Below are 17429 nucleotides of genomic sequence, written 5' to 3'. Positions count from 1 at the left end.
ACATTTACAAAACGTCCTAATTTGCGAATGATTTGCAATAGCGTTGACATGCGTGATTTTATAACAGAAGGTATTGCGAATTAATCGCAACAATATCTGGTGAGCTCCGTGAACTTCGATAAAATTCGCCACGCCATTTTCGCTTTTTCGCTTTTTCTCCCCACCGCCGCCCTTGCCCAGGAAAAACCTGTCGTCGTGACCACCTTCACCATCATCGCCGACATGGCGCGCAATGTGGCGGGAGACGCGGCCGAGGTGGAAAGCATCACCAAGCCCGGTGCGGAAATTCACAACTACCAGCCGACGCCGCGCGATATTCTCAAGGCCCGCAAGGCCGATCTGGTGCTGCGCAATGGCCTCAATCTGGAATTGTGGTTCGAAAAGTTCCTGGCCAACCTTTCCGGGGTGCCGGGCGTGACGGTGAGCGAGGGCGTGGAACCCATGGCGATCAGCGGCGGGGCGTATCAGGGGAAACCCAATCCGCACGCCTGGATGTCACCCGATAACGCCTTGATCTATGTAGAAAATATCCGCAAGGGCCTGACCGGGATCGACCCCGCCCATGCCGATGTCTATGCGGCCAACGCCAAGGCTTATTCGGACAAGATCAGAGCCACCGTGCAGCCGATCCGCGACACGCTTTCCGTTCTGCCGGAAAACAAGCGCTGGTTGGTAACGAGCGAAGGCGCCTTTTCTTATCTCGCCCGCGATTTCGGCCTGAAGGAACTGTTCCTGTGGCCGGTCAATGCCGACAACCAGGGAACACCGCAGCAGGTGCGCGGCGTGATCGACGCCATGCGCGAGCACAATATCAACGTCATCTTCAGCGAAAGCACGGTTTCCGCCGATCCCGCCCAGCAGGTGGCCAAGGAAACCGGTGCGGCCTATGGCGGCATCCTCTACGTCGATTCGCTGAGCGAGGCGGATGGTCCGGTTCCGACCTATCTGGACCTTTTGCGCGTGACCAGCGAAACCATCGCCAAGGGGCTGTCTTCATGAGAATGGGCCACAAAAAAACAGGCGGCGGCCTGACGGTTCAAAATGCGACAGTGACCTATCGAAACGGCCACACCGCATTAAGAAATGCCAGCTTTTCCATCCCCCGCGGAACGATCACTGCACTTGTCGGCGTCAATGGCGCCGGCAAGTCCACGATTTTCAAGGCGATCATGGGTTTCGTGCCGCTGGCCGCCGGTTCCGTCTCGATTTTCGACCTGCCGGTGAAGGAAGCGCTCAGGAAAAACCTCGTCGCTTATGTGCCGCAGGCCGAGGAGGTGGACTGGAGTTTTCCGGTGCTGGTGGAAGATGTGGTGATGATGGGCCGTTACGGCCACATGAATTTCCTGCGCATCCCCTCGAGACGCGACCATCACATGGTCGAAGAGGCGCTGAAACGCGTCAATATGCTCGATTATCGCAAGCGCCAGATCGGCGAACTCTCCGGCGGGCAGAAGAAGCGGGTGTTTCTGGCCCGCGCGCTGGCGCAGGAGGGTCAGGTGATCCTGCTGGATGAGCCTTTCACCGGTGTCGACGTGACAACGGAAGAGCAGATCGTCGCACTTTTGAAGGCGCTGCGCGACGAGGGCCGCGTCATGCTGGTTTCCACCCATAATCTCGGCAGCGTGCCGGAATTCTGTGACCGCGCCGTTTTCGTCAAGGGCACGGTGCTGGCATCGGGCAAGACGGCGGATACCTTCAACGAGGAAAACCTGCAAAAGGCTTTCGGCGGCAGCCTGCGCCACTTCGTGCTTGGCGGGGCGGACCTGCACAACGACGCCGATCCGCGCCGGGTAAAGGTCATCACCGATGACGAACGGCCCTTTGTGATCTACGGCAAGAACGGCCAGAACGGGCGCGATCCCGAGACCCCGAAAGAAAAGCTCGATGATAAACAGCCTTCTTGAGCCCTTCACCTACGGTTACATGCTGAACGCCATCTGGGTCAGCGCGCTGGTGGGCGGCGTCTGCGGTTTTCTCTCGGCCTATCTGATGCTGAAGGGCTGGTCGCTGATCGGCGATGCGCTGTCCCACGCCATCGTTCCGGGTGTGGCGGGCGCCTATATGCTGGGCCTGCCCTTTGCGCTCGGCGCTTTTCTCTCCGGCGGGCTTGCGGCCGGTTCCATGCTGTTCCTGAACCAGAAAACGCGGCTCAAGGAAGACGCCATCATCGGGCTGATCTTCACCTCGTTTTTCGGGCTCGGCCTGTTCATGGTGTCGCTCTCGCCCACCTCGGTGAATATTCAGACCATCGTGCTTGGCAATATTCTGGCGATCACCGCCGAAGACACTATCCAGCTGGCGCTGATCGGCGGCATCAGCCTCCTTGTCCTGGCGCTGAAATGGCGAGACTTCATGGTGGTGTTTTTCGATGAGAACCACGCCCGCACCGTGGGGCTGAAACCGGAAGTGCTGAAGGTGATCTTTTTCACCCTGCTTGCCGCTTCCACGGTTGCCGCCCTTCAGACTGTCGGGGCCTTCCTCGTTGTCGCCATGGTGGTGACGCCGGGCGCCACCGCCTATCTGCTCACTGACCGTTTCGAGCGGCTGATCCTGATGAGCCTGATCATCGGTGCGGGCACCAGTTTCGTCGGCGCTTACCTCAGCTATTTCCTCGATGGCGCGACCGGCGGCGTCATCGTCGTGTTGCAGACCGCGATCTTCCTTGCCGCTTTCTTGCTTGCGCCCAAGCACGGGCTTCTCGCATCCAGGGCCAAGGCCCGCAAGGCGCTGGGGGAAACGCCATGAGCGACTATCTCGAACTCGCCATCCTGCCGTTTCAATTGCCCTTCATGCAATACGCCTTCGTGATCACGCTGATGATCGCGGTGCCGATGGCGATGCTCTCCTGTTTTCTGGTGCTGAAGGGCTGGTCGTTGATGGGGGATGCGGTTTCGCATGCCGTGCTGCCCGGCGTGGTGCTGGCCTATATCGTCAACATCCCGCTTTCCATCGGCGCCTTCATCGCCGGCATGATCTGTGCCCTCGGCACCGGTTTCATCAAGGAAAACAGCCGCATCAAGGAAGACACGGTGCTTGGCATCGTCTTTTCCGGCATGTTCGGGCTGGGGCTGGTGCTTTATGTGAAGGTGCAGAGCGATATGCATCTCGATCACATCCTCTTCGGCGACATGCTGGGCATTGCGCCGTCGGACATGCTGGAGACGGGTCTGATCGCCCTTTTCGCCACGCTGTTTCTCGGCATCCTGCGCAAGGATCTGCTGGTCAACGCCTTCGATGCGCAGCATGCCAAAGCCATCGGCCTGCCGGTGCGTCTCCTGCATTATGGCCTGTTGATGGTTCTGTCGCTGACCGTGGTCGGGGCGCTGAAGGCGGTGGGCATCATCCTCTCCGTCGCCATGCTGGTGGCGCCGGGCGCAATCGCCTTCCTGCTGACCAGGCGTTTTTCCGCCATGCTCGCGGTTGCCATTGCGGTGGCGGTCGCCTCATCGCTTTCGGGCATATGGCTGAGCTTCCTGATCGACAGTGCGCCTGCCCCCACCATCGTCATGTTCATGAGCCTTGCTTTCGTCGCCACCTTCATCCGCACCACCTGGAAGGCCAGGCGGATCGACGCCGCGGGGGAAACAGGCTTCTAAAACAACGATTTTTGCGGGCGTGTGGAACATTTTCGCCTTTTGCGCGTCATTTTATCGAGCCTGTCGCGGGGCGGCGGGCTCGGGAAAATTACGCAAAAGGGGAAGCACCATGCTGAAGTGGGCTCTTATTTTCTTCGTTATTTCTTTGATCGCGGGCGTATTCGGCTTTACCGGCATTTCGGCAGCTGCGGCGGGCGTGGCCCGAATCCTGTTCTTCATCGCCGTGGTGATCTTCCTGGTCTTCCTCGTGCTTGCACTGATGGCCGGAAGCGCCGTCGTCTGAATGAAAAAAGGCGACCGGTGTAAGAGCCGGTCGCCTTTAATCTCTGAAAACTGTATATTCTCCTGCGTCATCCTCGGGCTTGACCCGAGGATCCATAGCCTGAGGTGTGGATCCTCGGGTCAAGCCCGAGGATGACGTTGAGTTTGTGGAGATGTTAAAATCTCAACCGGCGAATACACGCCGGTTCCATCTCCTATCTCCCGTAAAATCCCTCAGCCCGTCCAGCCGCCATCGATCACATGAATCTGGCCGGTGGTGAAACCTGCCTCGTCAGAAGCGAGATAGGTGACAAGCGCCGCGATTTCTTCCGGCGTGGCGATGCGGCCCATCGGCTGGCGGGCGATGAAATCGGCCAGCGCCTGTTCGTAATTGCCGGTGGCGCGCAGGCGGTCATGCAAGGACGGGCTATCGACCGTGCCGGGGCAGATGGCGTTGCAGCGAATGCCCCTGGTGACGAAATCGGCGGCGATGGCCTTGGTCAGACCCACCACGGCCGCCTTGGAGGCGGTATAGGCGAAACGGTTCGGCACGCCCTTCACACTGGAAGCGATGGAGGACATGTTGACGATTGCGCCCTTGCCCTTTTCCAGCATGCCGGGAAGGAAGGCGCGGCAGGTACGGTACATGGCCTTGGCGTTGAGATCGAAGGAGAAATCCCAGTCCTTCTCTTCGCATTCGAGGATGGTGCCGGAATGAACGAAACCGGCGCAGTTGAACAGCACATCCGCATGGCCGATATCGGCGGCGAAATCCTTGACGCCATCGCCATCGAGCACGTTCAGAACCCGGGTTTCCGCACCTTTCAGCGTCGAAAGCGCCAGCTCGTTGATATCGGTGGCGATGACGCGCGCACCTAGCGACACGAACCGCTCCGCCGCAGCGCGGCCGATACCCTGACCGGCGGCGGTGATCACCACTGTCCGGCCGTTAAAATCCTGCACCATGAATAGCCTCCCGCTAAGGCGCGCCCGCCCTTCGGGGGCCGGACCGCTGAATTTCGATGATCTCAAATATGGATCGACAATTCATATGTAAACGCGGTATTCATATGGCGTCAAGCAAACTTGCGTGGGTGCCGGCTATCGGGCAACCATATTTTAAGGCACCTCCGCCAGGCACCCATGCAAAACACCATCGAGGCCAGATGACCGACGACGACAGCGAAAGATATCGCGCCCCCGCCCTCGACAAGGGCCTCGACATTCTCGAACTTCTGGCCCGCACCGATGGCGGGCTGACCCAGATCGAGATCGCCAAGTCTATCGGCAAAAGCCCGAACGAGCTTTATCGCATGCTGGACCGGCTGGTGCGCCGCGGTTATGTGCAGCGGCTTGAAGGCGACCGTTTCTCATTGACGCTGAAGATGTTCGGGCTGGCGCATTTCCACGCGCCGATCCGCCGGCTGGTTTCTTTCGCCGCACCTGTCATGCGCGATTTTTCGGCGAGCGCCGAGCAGGCCTGCCATCTGGCAATCTATGATCGCGGCAGCGTCGTCGTCATCGCCCAGCAGGAATCGTCCACCTACTGGGCCATGTCCATGCGGGTCGGCGCGCAGATGAGCCTGTTCCACACCGGCTCCGGCCATGTGCTTCTGGCCTTCCAGACAGAAGCGCAGCGCCAGATCATGATAACCGAACAGGTGCGCGGCGGCGGCGAAACCGTGCCGCCGGACCTCGCGGGGCGGCTGGCGGAGGTGCGCAAGAACGGTTTCGAATCCATGGACAGCCTTCAGACCGCCGGCGTGCGCAATATTTCCGCCCCGGTGCTGACGCTTGACGGTACGGCGCTTGCCGTCATCACCTGTCCCTATATTACCCCGCTTGGCGGCAAGGCCCCGACACGCGAGGCCTGTGAAGCGCTGATCCGCGAGGCGGCAAAGCGGATTTCCGAAGTGGCGACGGGAAACGGAAATTCCTGAAACGCACAAAAAAACGCGACCGGCAGGGACCCGATCGCGTTTTGAGTGACTGGAGATTTATGTATCGTAAACGCGGTGGAAGCATAAAATGTTCCGCCGAGGTTAAAGACGAGGAGGCGACCTCCCGTTTTTCGTCATCCTCGGGCTTGTCCCGAGGATATGCAACTGATTGATTTCATGCAACGTGAATAGATCCTCGGGACAAGCCCGAGGATGACGTCACGTGTGTGGCAAGGTCACCGGACGCCTTGGCTCCACCCCTTAAGCGGCAGCCAGCGTCAGTTCCTTGCGGACCATCTCGCGCAGCGTCACCAGATCCTTGGCGAACAGGCGGATGCCTTCCGAGAGCTTCTCGGTGGCCATCGCGTCTTCGTTGAGCGCCCAGCGGAATGCCTTCTCGTCGAGCGACTGCAGCGGCTCTGCCTTGATATTGTCAGGCGAAAGCTTGCGCTCCAGCTTGCCGCTGTCCTTGTCCAGCTCTTCCAGCAGCGCCGGGCTGATCGTCAGGCGGTCGCAACCGGCCAGCGCTTCGATTTCGCCGACATTGCGGAAGGACGCGCCCATGACGACGGTGCTGATGCCATTGGCCTTGTAATAATTGTAGATGCTGCGCACCGACACGACGCCCGGATCGGTTTCGGCAGTGTAGGTCTCACCGGTCGACTTCTTGTACCAGTCAAGGATACGGCCAACGAAGGGCGAGATGAGGAAGACCTTGGCTTCGGCGCAGGCAATCGCCTGTGCCTGCGAGAACAACAGGGTCAGGTTGCAGTCGATGCCTTCGGACTGCAGCACTTCGGCGGCCTTGATGCCTTCCCAGGTGGAAGCGAGCTTGATGAGGATGCGTTCACGCTCGATGCCGCGCTCCTTGTAGGCGGCAATGATGTGGCGCGCCTTGGTGATGGAGGCTTGCGTATCGAAGGAAAGGTCGGCATCAACTTCGGTCGACACGCGGCCCGGAACGAGGCCGGCAAGCGCCGCGCCCACGGAAATGGCCAGACGGTCGGCAACGGCGGCAACCACGGCGTCGGACTGGCCGCCCTGCTTCTTGCCCCAGGCGACAGCTTCCTTCACCGCATCGGCAAAGGCCGGGGTGCCGAGCGCTTTGAGAACGATGGTCGGGTTGGTGGTGCAATCCACCGGCTTCAGGCGCGCAACCGCCTCGATATCGCCGGTGTCGGCAACAACCGTGGTGATGGCGCGAAGTTGTTCGAGTTTGGACGTCATATCGAATGATCCTTCATGATCTCTTGAAAACTTGCTCACCCGTCTTTTCGTTCCCGCACCATGGGTGCGCCCAAGGCCGAAATCGCGGTTTGTCCGGCTCCGACTATCGCAAGCTGCACGGTCTAAAGTCAAGACATTTGCGCATCGCAATTGACATAAGTTTCACGCCTGCGATACTCGGTCGCTAATAAAGAATGGCGGAAACCGTGGCGAAACTGAGAAGAGAAACCCATACGGCCTATTCGGAAGCGGCTTCGCTGAGGCTGCGCGCCGCATGGCTCTATTATAATCAGGGCATGACGCAGAAGGATGTCGCCGAGAAACTGGGCATCAGCCGCTCCACCGTCATCCGCCTGCTGGACGAGGCGATGAAGCGCTCCGAAGTGCAGATATGGATCAACGAGGGCATAGAGGATTTCGTCGCGCTGGCCGGCCGGCTGGAGGCGGCCTACGGGCTGGACGAAGCCGTCATCATCCCCTGCCCCGAGAAGGCGAGCGCCGAAAGCACCGCCAAGGCCGTTGGCCTGGCGCTGGGGCAATTCCTCTCCGAAGCGGTGCCGAACGACGCCACCATCGGCGTCGGCTGGGGCCGCACCATGACCGCCTCGCTTTCCAGCTTCCGCCCGCCGCGCCGGGAAAACTGCAAGGTCGTCTCGCTGCTCGGCGGTATCGTCGCCGTGCACCAGACAAACCCGCTCGATTACACCTGGCGGCTGGCGAGCGCGCTCGGCGCGGAATGTTACATGTTCCTTGCGCCGCTGCTGGTGGATTCGGTTGAGACCAAACGGGCGCTGATCGAAAAATGCGGGCTCGCGACGCTTTACGATCTCGCCGAAACGCTCGATCTCGCCATCGTCTCCTGCGGCGATATCGGCCCGCATTCGACCTCGCTGTCGGAAGGCTTCATCTCGAAGGAGACATTGCGCGAACTCATCGACGCCGGCTGTGTCTGCGATACCATGTTCAATTTCATCGATGCCGATGGCCGCTCGGTCGACCACCCGATCAACCAGCGCGCCATGGCGATCGATCTCGATACGCTACGTAAGGCGAAACACATCGTGCTGGCCTCCGGCGGCGCCCACCGCGCCATCGCCATCCGCGCCACGATCAAGCGCATCGGCTGCAATACGCTGATAACAGACGAAGCGGCGGCGCGGGCGTTGCTGGAGCTGGTTTAAGCTTCGTCAGGCCATTGGCGTGCAATATTCACCCCCCCGTCATCCTCGGGCTTGAGGCGAGGATCCACAAGCGGCTTGGCGGTGGATCCTCGGGTCAAGCCCGAGGATGACGTCGCGTATGAAGAGCCCGCGCAATATGCGCCCAGATCAAAGGGATCTAAGTCAGATCGGAAAAGATAATCAATCCAATCACACCTTCCCCGTTTCCCAGCCGAGCATCGCGCGCTTGCGGGTCAGGCCCCAGTGATACCCCGTCAGAGCCCCGCTTTTCCCCACGGCGCGATGGCAGGGAACGACGAAGGACACCGGGTTGGCGCCGACGGCAGCACCAACCGCACGCGACGCGGTGGGCTGGCCGATATCGCAGGCGATGTGCGAATAGGTGACTGCGCGGCCCATCGGGATTTTCAGGAGGCTTTCCCAGACACGCACCTGAAAATCCGTGCCGAGCAGCACGACGCGCAACGGCCTGTCCGCCGACCACATGGACGGATCGAAGATGCGCGCTGCGTAGGGCGCGGTCGCTTCACGATCCTCGACATAATCGGCATTCGGCCAACGGCCGGCCATATCCTCGAAACAGGCCCTTTCCTCACCCGGATCGGCAAAGGCGCAGCCGGCAAGGCCACGATCGGTCACCATGACCAGCGCAAGCCCGAAGGGCGAGGTGTGGAAACCGTAACGGATCGTCAGCCCGCCGCCCTTGGCCTTCCATTCGCCGGGCGACATGGCCTCATGGGTGACAAACAGATCGTGCAGGCGCCCCGGCCCCGACATGCCGACCTCGATCGAGGTTTCCAGCAGCGGCAAATCCTCCTCGCGCAGCAGCCGCTTGGCATGATCGAGCGTCACGGCCTGCAGGAATGCCTTGGGCGAAAGTCCGGCCCAGCGGGTGAAGGTCTTCTGCAATTGCGTCGGCGACTGGCCGAGCTCTGCGGCAATGGCTTCAAGAGAGGGCTGCTCGCGATAATCCAGCGTCAAAAGCTCGATAACCCCGCGCACCGTGTCGTAATCCGATCCGATGGGGGTGATGTCTTCGTTCAGCGTTATATTGGCATTCATCGCAAATCTCCTGGCGCTTCACAGAAAACCATTAAAGCGTGTCGGTCTCCACCCGTTTCTTGCGCCGTACTCAGTTTCTACCGGCATACCGGCCTCGAGCCGATATGTCGGATGTAAGCGGAATTATCCCCTCACATCCGCCGCCGCACAGTCGCCAGCGCGCTGCCGAAGGCCCTGGCGAAACTCTCCCGGTCATCCGGGTTGAGAAACGAGCCGATATCGGTCGCCCGGCCTTCACCCGTCACATGCATGGAGACGATACCGATCTCGTCATGCCGCCTTACCCTGAAGCGCGCCCAGAAGGGGTTGAAGCGATGTTCCACCATCCGCCCGGCCGGCGAAAATTTGCGGATCGACAGGCTGGTGCGCGAAACGCTGACCTCTTCCCGCGCCTTCGCCGCCCGATAATTGGCGCGGAAAGCGGCATAAAGCAGCAGAAAATCCAGCCCGAAGAACAGGCCGACCGGCCATGCCCCGGTGGCGAGGAAAAAGCCGCCATAGATGAGGCAGGCGAGCCCGGAGAAAAGCAGGAGAAGCCGGAAACCCCTTCTGCCGAGCGAACGGTGCGGAACGAGTTCCGCCGCGAAAATCGGCTTGTCGTTGAGCGTATCCACGTTGCTTTCCTTTGGGCGGGCTGGCTATAGATAATCCATGACAGTCGCCAAAAAACGATCCAGCACCCAAACATTGAAAAAGTCAAATCCGACATCCGCGCGCAAGCCGGCGCGGGTGAAAACGGCCTATTCGAAGGACGAGCTGACCGAAATCTTCCGCCGTTTTTCCATCCAGCGGCCGGAGCCGAAAGGCGAGCTGGAACATACCAATCCCTTCACCCTGCTGGTGGCAGTGGCGCTTTCCGCGCAGGCGACCGATGTGGGCGTGAACCGGGCCACACGCGCGCTGTTCCAGGTGGCCGATACGCCGGAAAAGATGCTGGCGCTCGGCGAGGAAGAACTGATCGGCCATATCAAGACCATCGGGCTTTACCGCAACAAGGCGAAAAACGTCATCGCCCTGTCGCAGATGCTGATCGACAATTTCGGTGGTGAGGTGCCGAGAACCCGCGAGGAACTGGTGACGCTGCCGGGTGTCGGCCGCAAGACGGCCAATGTGGTGATGTCCATGGCCTTCGGCGTGCCCACACTTGCGGTGGATACCCACGTCTTCCGCATTGCCAACCGGCTCTGTCTTGCGCCGGGCAAAACCCCTGACGAGGTTGAAGACCGGCTGATCCGCATCATTCCCGAACAATATCTGTTCCATGCCCATCACTGGCTGATCCTGCACGGGCGTTATTGCTGCAAGGCGCGCAAGCCGGAATGCGAACGCTGCGTGATCGCCGATATCTGCAAATCGCCGGAAAAGACCTTCGATATTCCAGCGCCGCTGGTGGAGTTACCCGCGCAGCTGTTCGGTGCTGCCGGCGGCGAATGACGGATCGCGCCGGCTGACGGCCTTGTGCAGATGCACCATCATCGAAGCGGCAAAAAGCGGCGTCAACAGGTTGAGGAACGGCACCGCCAGGAAGGCCGCTATCACCAGCCCGGCCATGAAGACGGTGGTGCGGTGTTTTGAACGGAACAACCTCGCTTCGGCGGGCGAGCGGAAACGCATCGCCGCGAATTCGAAGAATTCCCGGCCGAGCAGATAACCGTTCACCAGGAAAAACGCGATGAGATTGACGCCCGGCACCAGAAGCAGCAACAGCGCAACAAGGTTGCCGGCGATGACGACACCGAAGAACTTGATGGAGGACAGCACGGCCTCGCCGACCGGCATCGCCTTGCCTGGCGGATCGTCCGGATAGCTCTTTTTTTCAACGACTTCGGCGACATCGTCGAGAAACAGGCCGGCAATGACGGCGGTGACCGGCGAGATGAGCAGCGCGAGCGCCAGCGCCAGGCCGATGCCGGCGAAAATGGCGAAAACGAAGGTCAACCAGCCAGCCCAATCAGGCACGCCGGGAATAAGCGTATCCACCCACGGCAGGGCGAAATAGATAAAGATCGACCGGATGGCGAACCACAGCGCCGCCAGCACCAGAAGCGTGAGCCCCAGAACCTTCCAGAATACCGACCGGGTCTCGGCGGCAAAGAGATTGTGGAAGGCAAGCCTCGCCGCATCAAAAATCATTCGGAACTCCCTGACGCCTGTCGCGTTGAAACACCCTTACAGACGAGAGATAGGCGCTGCCCATCCGCTCTGCAAGACGGAGGCAACGACCTCAAATAGCTGAATTTAAACCGCAGATGGAATTTCCCTTGAATAAAAGGTATCTCTAAAATATAATAATCCATCTATCATAATTCGCATTCCGGTTCGGTGGAGGACAAGGCCGAAAAGGTCACCCCCACCGTCAAATCGCGGTTCGCACGCTCGTTTGCGCGCGCGCATGCATCATCGTTCAATAAAGAAAAAAAATGAGGCGTTGGTGGAAAAGCTGCTGTTGAACCTTACGCGCGCCATGAAGGCAGGCACTCCTTCAGAGCGCAAGATCGCCAAATATCTGATCGAACATCTCGACGAATTGCCGTTCGAGACGGCGCAGACGCTGGCCGCCAAGCTCGGCCTCAGCCCGATGACGGTCGGCCGTTTCCTGCGTTCCCTGGGATATCGGCAATTCAGCGACATCCGCGCCGATCTGCGCCACGCCGAAGAAACGGCCGGTGCGGACCAGCCCGCCATGGCCGAAGGCGGCGAACATTCCAACCCGTTTTCGCAGCTCCTGTCACAGCAGATCCAGGCCGTGCAGACCGCCTTCGACATGACCACCCAGTCGATCTGGCATCTTGCCATGAACGAGATCACCTCGGCGGGCGATGTTTTCCTGGCGACATCCCCTGAAAGTCTCGACGCCGGGCGGCATTTTTACGGACGGCTTCTGGAGAGCCGCGGCCACATCCATTATCTCGGCAGCGACAACGCCGCTTATGTCGCCCTGTGGGATTTCGATCCCGCGCGCACGCTGCTCATCATCATGGATTGCGGCGGCAACCTTCTGCCGCTGCAACGCCTGTCGGCAATGGCGCGCAAGAGCGGTTACAAAACGCTTCTGATCACCACCCGTTTTTACGAATGGGGGCCGGAAAGCACCGATCTCTGTCTTGCCATGCCGCAGGCCCAGAATGGCGGCCAGGGCCTGCTGCAACTCGTCTCCCTGCTGGAATTCACTCTCTGCGCGCTCAGCGCCAGCGCCGACGACAGCGGCAGGGCAAGGGCAAAGAACCTCTCCGCCCTGAAACGCTCGCTGCGCAGCTGATCTGCGCCTGGTGGCAACGGCGGCATATGGATCGAGCGGTTGCCGCTCGTTTCTTCTCCCCGCCGGGGGGAGTCCGCGGCAGCGGGATGAGGGGGCTTGGTGCGTTCCATCGCCGGCGTTCCCCCTCATCCGGCTCTTCGGGCCACCTTCTCCCCGGCGGGGAGAAGAAATGCGCGGCATCCGTCAAAGCCAGTCATTTCCCTTCAGAAAATCAAAGGCTTTCAAGTTCCTGCCGATGGCGATACATGGCGAGAAACCGGCGATAATCCCGCTCATAACGGGGCCCACGCGCCGGATTGCCTGGTATTTCCGCATTGCCCGGATACATGGCGGCCCCTGCAGCCGCAAGGTTCGCATGCACCCCGCCGGCCGTCGCCGCCGTCATCGCCGTTCCCAGCAGCACGGCGTCAGCGGTGGCGGGCACCACGATGCGCTTGCCCGTTACATCGGCATAAAGCTCCATCAGCAGCGGGTTCTTCACATGCCCGCCGGTGACATGCAGGCTTTCCACCGCATATCCGAAACGCTCCATGGCATCGAGCACATGGCGGGCGCCGAGCGCAATCGCCACGGCCGTGCGCCAGTAAAGACGGCAGAGACTGTCGAAAGACGTATCCAGCGTCAGCCCGCTGATGACGCCGACGGCATGCGGATCGGCAAGCGGCGAGCGGTTGCCGTGGAAATCCGGCAGCACATGCAGCCGCTCGGCAAAGGCCTCGCCCTCAAGCGCGCGCAATTCCGTGACCCGCGCAACGATGCGGGCATGCAGCGCCGTATCCGGCTCACCGCCTGCCGCATGCATGCGCACAATATGGTCGAGCAGCGCGCCGGTGGCCGACTGCCCGCCCTCCACCAGCCAGTGACCGGGCAGGATCGCCTGCCAATAGGGTCCCCAGAGGCTGTGGCCGGGCATCTGCCGCTCCGACATGGCGACAAGGCAGCTCGATGTACCGGCGATCAGCGCCACATGCCGGCCGACATCCGCGGAAAGGCAGCCGCCAAGTGCGCCGAGAGCGCCGGCATAGGCATCGATCATGCCCGCCGCCACCCGGCAGCCGGTATCGAGACCGAGCGCGGCGGCGGCTTCGGATGAAAGCGGACCGATGCTTTCTCCCGGCATCACGGTGGTTTCCGGAAGCCCTGCCCGCACCTTCAGATCGGCAAGGCCCGCCAGTTCAAGATAATCCGCCTGCCAGCCGGGATTTTCCTGCGCCAGAAAATTCCACTTCGCCGTCTGCGTGCAATTTGAGCGCTGCGCTGAACCGGTCGCCTTCCATGTCAGGAAATCCGCCAGATCGAAAGCGAAGGACATGCGCGACCAGCTTGCCGGCATATGCCGCTTCAGCCACATCAGCTTCGGCATCTGCATTTCCGGCGACACGCTGTCGCCGGCGAAATCCAGAACCCGGTGGCCGGATGCCGTCAGCCGGTCGGCCTCCGATATCGCCCGGTGATCCAGCCAGACGATGGTGTCGAACCGGTCTTCTCCCGTCACGGAAACCGAAACGGGGTCACCCCGCCCATCGCGGATGGCGAGCGAGCAGGTGGCGTCGAAACCGATGGCGGCGACGCTCTGCGGCAAGATACCCGCATCGGCAAGCGCTGCTTTCACGGCAATGCAGACGGCGTTCCAGATATCGGTGGAATCATGTTCGGCGTGATTTTCCTGCGGCCGCTGCATCAGGATCGGATGGGTGGAGCGGGCAAGAAGCCGGCCGGCGGGATCGAAAATGCCGGCCCGGGCGCTGGCCGTGCCGACATCGACAGCGACGAGATTTTGACGCATCAAGACTTAAATTCCATCCCTTGCGCAACGACCCGACGACGGCAACAGGCAAGGCCAAGCTTAGCCTGCGTCACGTTCCACCCGTCTGTCAAAACCGCCCTTCCCCACATAGCTGCCGACAAGGTGGACCAAATCCGGCATCGCGTCAAACATGGCATCCGCCCCGAGCCCGGCGATCTTTTCGCGGAATACGGGAAAGCGCGCATGCGAGCCGCCGGTAAAGGCAAAAACGCCCATGCCGGCGGCCTTTGCCGCGGCAATGCCGGCCGGGCTGTCTTCGATCACGATACAGTGGCGCGGCTCGACGCCCATTTCGCGCGCCGCATGCAGGAACAGGTCGGGCGCCGGCTTGCCGTTCTTCACCATGGTGGCGCTGAAGACATGCGGTTCGAATTTGTCGATCAGGCCGGTCAGCCCCAGCGAATAACGGATGCGCTCCGGCTGGCTGGAGGAAGCGACGCAACGCCGCAGCGGCAACAGCCTGTCCAGCGTTTCGCCAATGCCGTCAATCGGCTGCAACTCGGTGCGGAAACGCTCGAACAGCGTCGCCCGCATATGGTCGAGAAAATCGATGTCGGTTTCGACACCGTAATCCTCAAACAGCGTCGCCGTCATGCTGGCGACGCTGCGGCCGAGAAAGCGCTCATAGGCTTCTTCCTCCCCCATCGTCACGCCGAGATGGGAGAGCATGTCGAGAAGGACGGAGATGGAGACCGGCTCGCTATCGACGAGAACGCCGTCGCAATCGAAAATCAGAAGGGGTCCGGTCTCGTCTTCCATCTCGCGGTCACTTTTCAGCCAGCTTGTCATCCAGATAAAGCTGCAAGGTCTTCGCCGTGCCTTCTTGCCACAGCGTCTTCAATGCATGGGCAAAGCGTTTACGGAAAAGCTCCGATTCGGCAACTGCTCCGAAGATATCTTCAAGCGCGAGGAAGGCCATGGGATCGTCCTTGGCCTTTATCGCCGCTGCCTGCAGGCGTTCGGCGCTGGCATCGTTGAAGGCGATTTCCTTGCCGCTGTCGGAAGTGCCCTGGAAATAACGGCACCACAGCGCCGAAACCAGCGAAAGGCCGACAATATCCTCGCCGCGCGCCAGACGGTCGGCGGTGGATGGCAGGATGAATTTCGGCTGGCGGTTGGAACCGTCCTGCGCTAGACGCGGAATGGTGTCGCCGATCTTCGGATTGAGGAAACGCCGTTCGATCAGGGCGAAATAATCGGCGAGATTGGTATCGGGAACCGGCGGAATGACCGGAATGATCTCTTCATTTTCAAGCTTTGCCAGAAACGCCCGGATCAGCGGATGTTCCATCGCCTCATGCACGAAATGAATGTCGAGCAACGCCGCCGGATAGGCGATTGCCGCATGGCCACCATTGAGGATGCGGATTTTCATGTGCTCGTAGGGCGCGACATCCTTGACGAACTGCACGCCGACCTTTTCCAGCGCCGGGCGGCCGGCAGGGAAATTATCCTCCATCACCCATTGCTTGAACTCCTCGCAGAAAACCGGCCAATTGTCCTCGATACCGAAATCGTCGCGGGCGATATTGCGTTCGCGCTCGCCTGTCGCGGGCGTGATGCGGTCGACCATGGAATTCGGGAAAGCGACGTTTTCGCCGATCCAGCTGGCGAAGGCCGGATCGGACAAGGCCGCGAGCCCAACCACCGCATTTTTCGTGACCTTGCCATTATGCGGAATATTGTCGCAGGACATGACGGTGAAGGGTTGCAGCCCCTTGTCGCGCCGCGCCTTCAGCCCGGCGACGATGAGGCCGAACACGGTTTTCGGCGACGCCGGGTTCCTGCCGTCTTCGGCAATGGCCGGATGCTGCGGATTGAAGGAACCGGAGGCATCGATGAAATAACCGCCCTCGGTGATCGTCATCGAGACGATGCGGATCTTCGGATCGGCGAGCGTATCGATGATTGCCTTGGTGTCGCCGACCTTCAGAATGTCGATCATCGGCCCGGTGACGCGCGCGCCGGTGCGGTTATTGTCCTGCTCCACGACAGTGGTCAGGAAATCCTGCGCGGCGAGTTTTTCGCGCATCGTGGCATCCGACGGCAGAACGCCCGCACCGATTATGGCGAAATCATGGTCCGTTCCGGTGTTGAAGAGGTCATCCAGATAGACCGCCTGATGGGCGCGGTGGAAATTGCCGACGCCGAAATGCACGATGCCGGCGGACAGGTCGGCCCGGGAATAGGCCGGAACCGCCGCGGTTTTTCTGGCGTCGTCAAGCGTTGCGAGGGAGAGTTTGCATGTCATGTCACGATCCTCGAAGGGGAAACGTTGTTCGTGCCAAGGCCGGGCGGCAGGCGCCCGATACTCAGCTCATCCAGTTGCCGCCATCGACATTATAGGTCTGGGCGACGATGTAATCGGCCTCATCGGAGGCAAGGAAGATCGCCATGCCGGTCAGGTCTTCGGCACGGCCCATGCGGCCGAAGGGCACGGCCTCCCCGACCAGCCGCTTCTTTTCACCGGCGGGGCGGCTTTCATATTTCGCAAACAGCGCATCCACGCCGTCCCAGTGCTCGCCATCGACCACGCCCGGCGCAATCGCGTTGACGTTGATGCGATGCTTGATGAGATCGAGCCCGGCCGATTGGGTGAGGCTGATGACGGCGGCCTTGGTGGCGCAATAAACCGCCACCAGGGCCTCACCGCGCCGGCCCGCCTGGCTTGCCATATTGATGATCTTGCCGCCTTTTCCCCGAGCGATCATTGTTTTTGCGGCGGCCTGCATCATGAACAGCGTGCCGGATACGTTGATCGAAAACAGCCGCTCGTAGCTCTCGCGCTTGATCTCGACAATCGGTGCGAGGTCGAAGAGCGCGGCGTTGTTGATGAGGATATCGAGCCCGCCCGCCCGGCCTTCCACCGTGCGGATGGCGGTGTCGATGGAATGCTGCTTGGTCACGTCGAGTTCGACGGCATAGGCGCTCTCGCCGATCTCGCGGGCGGTCCTGCTGGCCCGCTCGAAATCGATATCGGCAATGGCGACGGTTGCGCCCTCGCGTATGTAGGCCTCCGCAAAGGCGCGGCCGATGCCGCGCGCCGAACCCGTTATCAGCGCGGATTTGCCTTCCAGTCTTCCCGTCATATTGCGA

18 protein-coding genes are annotated in these 17429 nt (G+C 60.8%); 9 read left to right on the top strand and 9 right to left on the bottom strand.

What is annotated here, in order from left to right; all coding sequences use genetic code 11:
* Positions 1-108: 108 nt before the first annotated feature.
* The 5 genes from N5D22_RS18525 (at position 109) to N5D22_RS18505 (ending at position 3879) form a co-directional block, all read left to right on the top strand.
* Positions 109-999, top strand: a complete 891-nt coding sequence (locus tag N5D22_RS18525) for a metal ABC transporter substrate-binding protein (protein WP_279658810.1) — start codon at positions 109-111, stop codon at positions 997-999.
* Entirely contained in the window at positions 996-1904 is a 909-nt protein-coding gene (locus N5D22_RS18520; protein ID WP_279658811.1) for a manganese/iron ABC transporter ATP-binding protein, read from the top strand. Before N5D22_RS18525 ends, N5D22_RS18520 begins: the two co-directional genes overlap by 4 nt.
* Positions 1885-2745, top strand: coding sequence for a metal ABC transporter permease (locus N5D22_RS18515; protein WP_279658812.1), 861 nt, complete (start codon positions 1885-1887; stop codon positions 2743-2745). Before N5D22_RS18520 ends, N5D22_RS18515 begins: the two co-directional genes overlap by 20 nt.
* Positions 2742-3596, top strand: coding sequence for a metal ABC transporter permease (locus N5D22_RS18510; RefSeq protein ID WP_279658813.1), 855 nt, complete (start codon positions 2742-2744; stop codon positions 3594-3596). The genes N5D22_RS18515 and N5D22_RS18510 overlap by 4 nt, the downstream gene beginning before the upstream one ends.
* Positions 3597-3705: 109 nt before the next feature.
* Positions 3706-3879, top strand: a complete 174-nt coding sequence (locus N5D22_RS18505; RefSeq protein ID WP_003499086.1) for a DUF1328 domain-containing protein — start codon at positions 3706-3708, stop codon at positions 3877-3879.
* A 212-nt stretch (positions 3880-4091) separates the two neighbouring features.
* Here the strand turns inward: N5D22_RS18505 and N5D22_RS18500 are convergent, their stop codons facing one another.
* On the bottom strand, positions 4092-4823 hold the full coding sequence (locus tag N5D22_RS18500) for an SDR family oxidoreductase (protein WP_279658814.1): 732 nt from the start codon (positions 4821-4823) through the stop codon (positions 4092-4094).
* Positions 4824-5023: 200 nt separating this feature from the next.
* On the opposite strand from N5D22_RS18500, the gene N5D22_RS18495 reads away from it, so the two are divergent.
* Complete coding sequence (locus tag N5D22_RS18495; RefSeq protein ID WP_279658815.1) at positions 5024-5797, top strand: IclR family transcriptional regulator; 774 nt, start codon at positions 5024-5026, stop codon at positions 5795-5797.
* A gap of 261 nt (positions 5798-6058) precedes the next feature.
* Here N5D22_RS18495 and tal read toward each other — a convergent pair whose 3' ends face one another.
* Positions 6059-7024 (bottom strand): transaldolase, encoded by a 966-nt coding sequence (tal, locus tag N5D22_RS18490; RefSeq protein ID WP_003523123.1) that lies wholly within the window; start codon positions 7022-7024, stop codon positions 6059-6061.
* Positions 7025-7230: 206 nt separating this feature from the next.
* Here tal and N5D22_RS18485 point away from each other — a divergent pair, with 206 nt between their 5' ends.
* Positions 7231-8205 (top strand): sugar-binding transcriptional regulator, encoded by a 975-nt coding sequence (locus N5D22_RS18485; RefSeq protein WP_279658816.1) that lies wholly within the window; start codon positions 7231-7233, stop codon positions 8203-8205.
* A 189-nt stretch (positions 8206-8394) separates the two neighbouring features.
* Here the strand turns inward: N5D22_RS18485 and N5D22_RS18480 are convergent, their stop codons facing one another.
* Together N5D22_RS18480 and N5D22_RS18475 are read right to left on the bottom strand one after the other, a co-directional pair.
* The gene (locus N5D22_RS18480; RefSeq protein ID WP_003505411.1) at positions 8395-9267 is read right to left on the bottom strand and encodes a bifunctional helix-turn-helix domain-containing protein/methylated-DNA--[protein]-cysteine S-methyltransferase; all 873 of its coding nucleotides are present in this window, start codon (positions 9265-9267) and stop codon (positions 8395-8397) included.
* A gap of 131 nt (positions 9268-9398) precedes the next feature.
* Positions 9399-9881: a DUF2244 domain-containing protein gene (locus N5D22_RS18475; protein WP_279658817.1), complete on the bottom strand. Its 483-nt coding sequence runs from the start codon at positions 9879-9881 to the stop codon at positions 9399-9401.
* A 37-nt stretch (positions 9882-9918) separates the two neighbouring features.
* Between N5D22_RS18475 and nth the strand changes: the two genes are divergently transcribed.
* A complete protein-coding gene (gene nth, locus N5D22_RS18470) occupies positions 9919-10701 on the top strand; it encodes an endonuclease III (protein ID WP_279658818.1) in 783 nt (260 codons plus the stop codon).
* Here nth and N5D22_RS18465 read toward each other — a convergent pair.
* Positions 10663-11400, bottom strand: a complete 738-nt coding sequence (locus N5D22_RS18465) for a sulfate transporter family protein (RefSeq protein WP_279658819.1) — start codon at positions 11398-11400, stop codon at positions 10663-10665. The two genes, nth and N5D22_RS18465, sit on opposite strands and share 39 nt — an antisense overlap.
* 295 nt (positions 11401-11695) lie before the next feature.
* Between N5D22_RS18465 and N5D22_RS18460 the strand changes: the two genes are divergently transcribed.
* Entirely contained in the window at positions 11696-12526 is an 831-nt protein-coding gene (locus N5D22_RS18460; protein WP_279658820.1) for a MurR/RpiR family transcriptional regulator, read from the top strand.
* A 211-nt stretch (positions 12527-12737) separates the two neighbouring features.
* Here the strand turns inward: N5D22_RS18460 and N5D22_RS18455 are convergent, their stop codons facing one another.
* The 4 genes from N5D22_RS18455 to N5D22_RS18440 form a co-directional block, all read right to left on the bottom strand.
* Entirely contained in the window at positions 12738-14312 is a 1575-nt protein-coding gene (locus N5D22_RS18455) for an FGGY-family carbohydrate kinase (RefSeq protein WP_279658821.1), read from the bottom strand.
* A 60-nt stretch (positions 14313-14372) separates the two neighbouring features.
* Entirely contained in the window at positions 14373-15092 is a 720-nt protein-coding gene (locus N5D22_RS18450; RefSeq protein ID WP_279658824.1) for an HAD family hydrolase, read from the bottom strand.
* A gap of 7 nt (positions 15093-15099) precedes the next feature.
* Entirely contained in the window at positions 15100-16584 is a 1485-nt protein-coding gene (locus tag N5D22_RS18445; protein WP_279658822.1) for a mannitol dehydrogenase family protein, read from the bottom strand.
* A 61-nt stretch (positions 16585-16645) separates the two neighbouring features.
* Positions 16646-17422 (bottom strand): L-iditol 2-dehydrogenase, encoded by a 777-nt coding sequence (locus tag N5D22_RS18440; RefSeq protein WP_279658825.1) that lies wholly within the window; start codon positions 17420-17422, stop codon positions 16646-16648.
* Positions 17423-17429 lie beyond the last annotated feature (7 nt).

Source organism: Agrobacterium sp. GD03872, from assembly GCF_029840625.1.
In the GTDB taxonomy this organism is placed as follows: domain Bacteria; phylum Pseudomonadota; class Alphaproteobacteria; order Rhizobiales; family Rhizobiaceae; genus Agrobacterium; species Agrobacterium fabrum_A.
This window is presented reverse-complemented; position numbering and strand designations above follow the sequence as displayed.

Coding starts and splice junctions, on each gene's coding strand:
- N5D22_RS18520 (WP_279658811.1), top strand. CDS start 996: ATGAGAATGGGCCACAAAAAAACAGGCGGCGGCCTGACGGTTCAAAAT.
- N5D22_RS18515 (WP_279658812.1), top strand. CDS start 1,885: ATGATAAACAGCCTTCTTGAGCCCTTCACCTACGGTTACATGCTGAAC.
- N5D22_RS18510 (WP_279658813.1), top strand. CDS start 2,742: ATGAGCGACTATCTCGAACTCGCCATCCTGCCGTTTCAATTGCCCTTC.
- N5D22_RS18505 (WP_003499086.1), top strand. CDS start 3,706: ATGCTGAAGTGGGCTCTTATTTTCTTCGTTATTTCTTTGATCGCGGGC.
- N5D22_RS18500 (WP_279658814.1), bottom strand. CDS start 4,823: ATGGTGCAGGATTTTAACGGCCGGACAGTGGTGATCACCGCCGCCGGT.
- N5D22_RS18495 (WP_279658815.1), top strand. CDS start 5,024: ATGACCGACGACGACAGCGAAAGATATCGCGCCCCCGCCCTCGACAAG.
- tal (WP_003523123.1), bottom strand. CDS start 7,024: ATGACGTCCAAACTCGAACAACTTCGCGCCATCACCACGGTTGTTGCC.
- N5D22_RS18480 (WP_003505411.1), bottom strand. CDS start 9,267: ATGAATGCCAATATAACGCTGAACGAAGACATCACCCCCATCGGATCG.
- nth (WP_279658818.1), top strand. CDS start 9,919: ATGACAGTCGCCAAAAAACGATCCAGCACCCAAACATTGAAAAAGTCA.
- N5D22_RS18465 (WP_279658819.1), bottom strand. CDS start 11,400: ATGATTTTTGATGCGGCGAGGCTTGCCTTCCACAATCTCTTTGCCGCC.
- N5D22_RS18455 (WP_279658821.1), bottom strand. CDS start 14,312: ATGCGTCAAAATCTCGTCGCTGTCGATGTCGGCACGGCCAGCGCCCGG.
- N5D22_RS18450 (WP_279658824.1), bottom strand. CDS start 15,092: ATGGAAGACGAGACCGGACCCCTTCTGATTTTCGATTGCGACGGCGTT.
- N5D22_RS18445 (WP_279658822.1), bottom strand. CDS start 16,584: ATGACATGCAAACTCTCCCTCGCAACGCTTGACGACGCCAGAAAAACC.
- N5D22_RS18440 (WP_279658825.1), bottom strand. CDS start 17,422: ATGACGGGAAGACTGGAAGGCAAATCCGCGCTGATAACGGGTTCGGCG.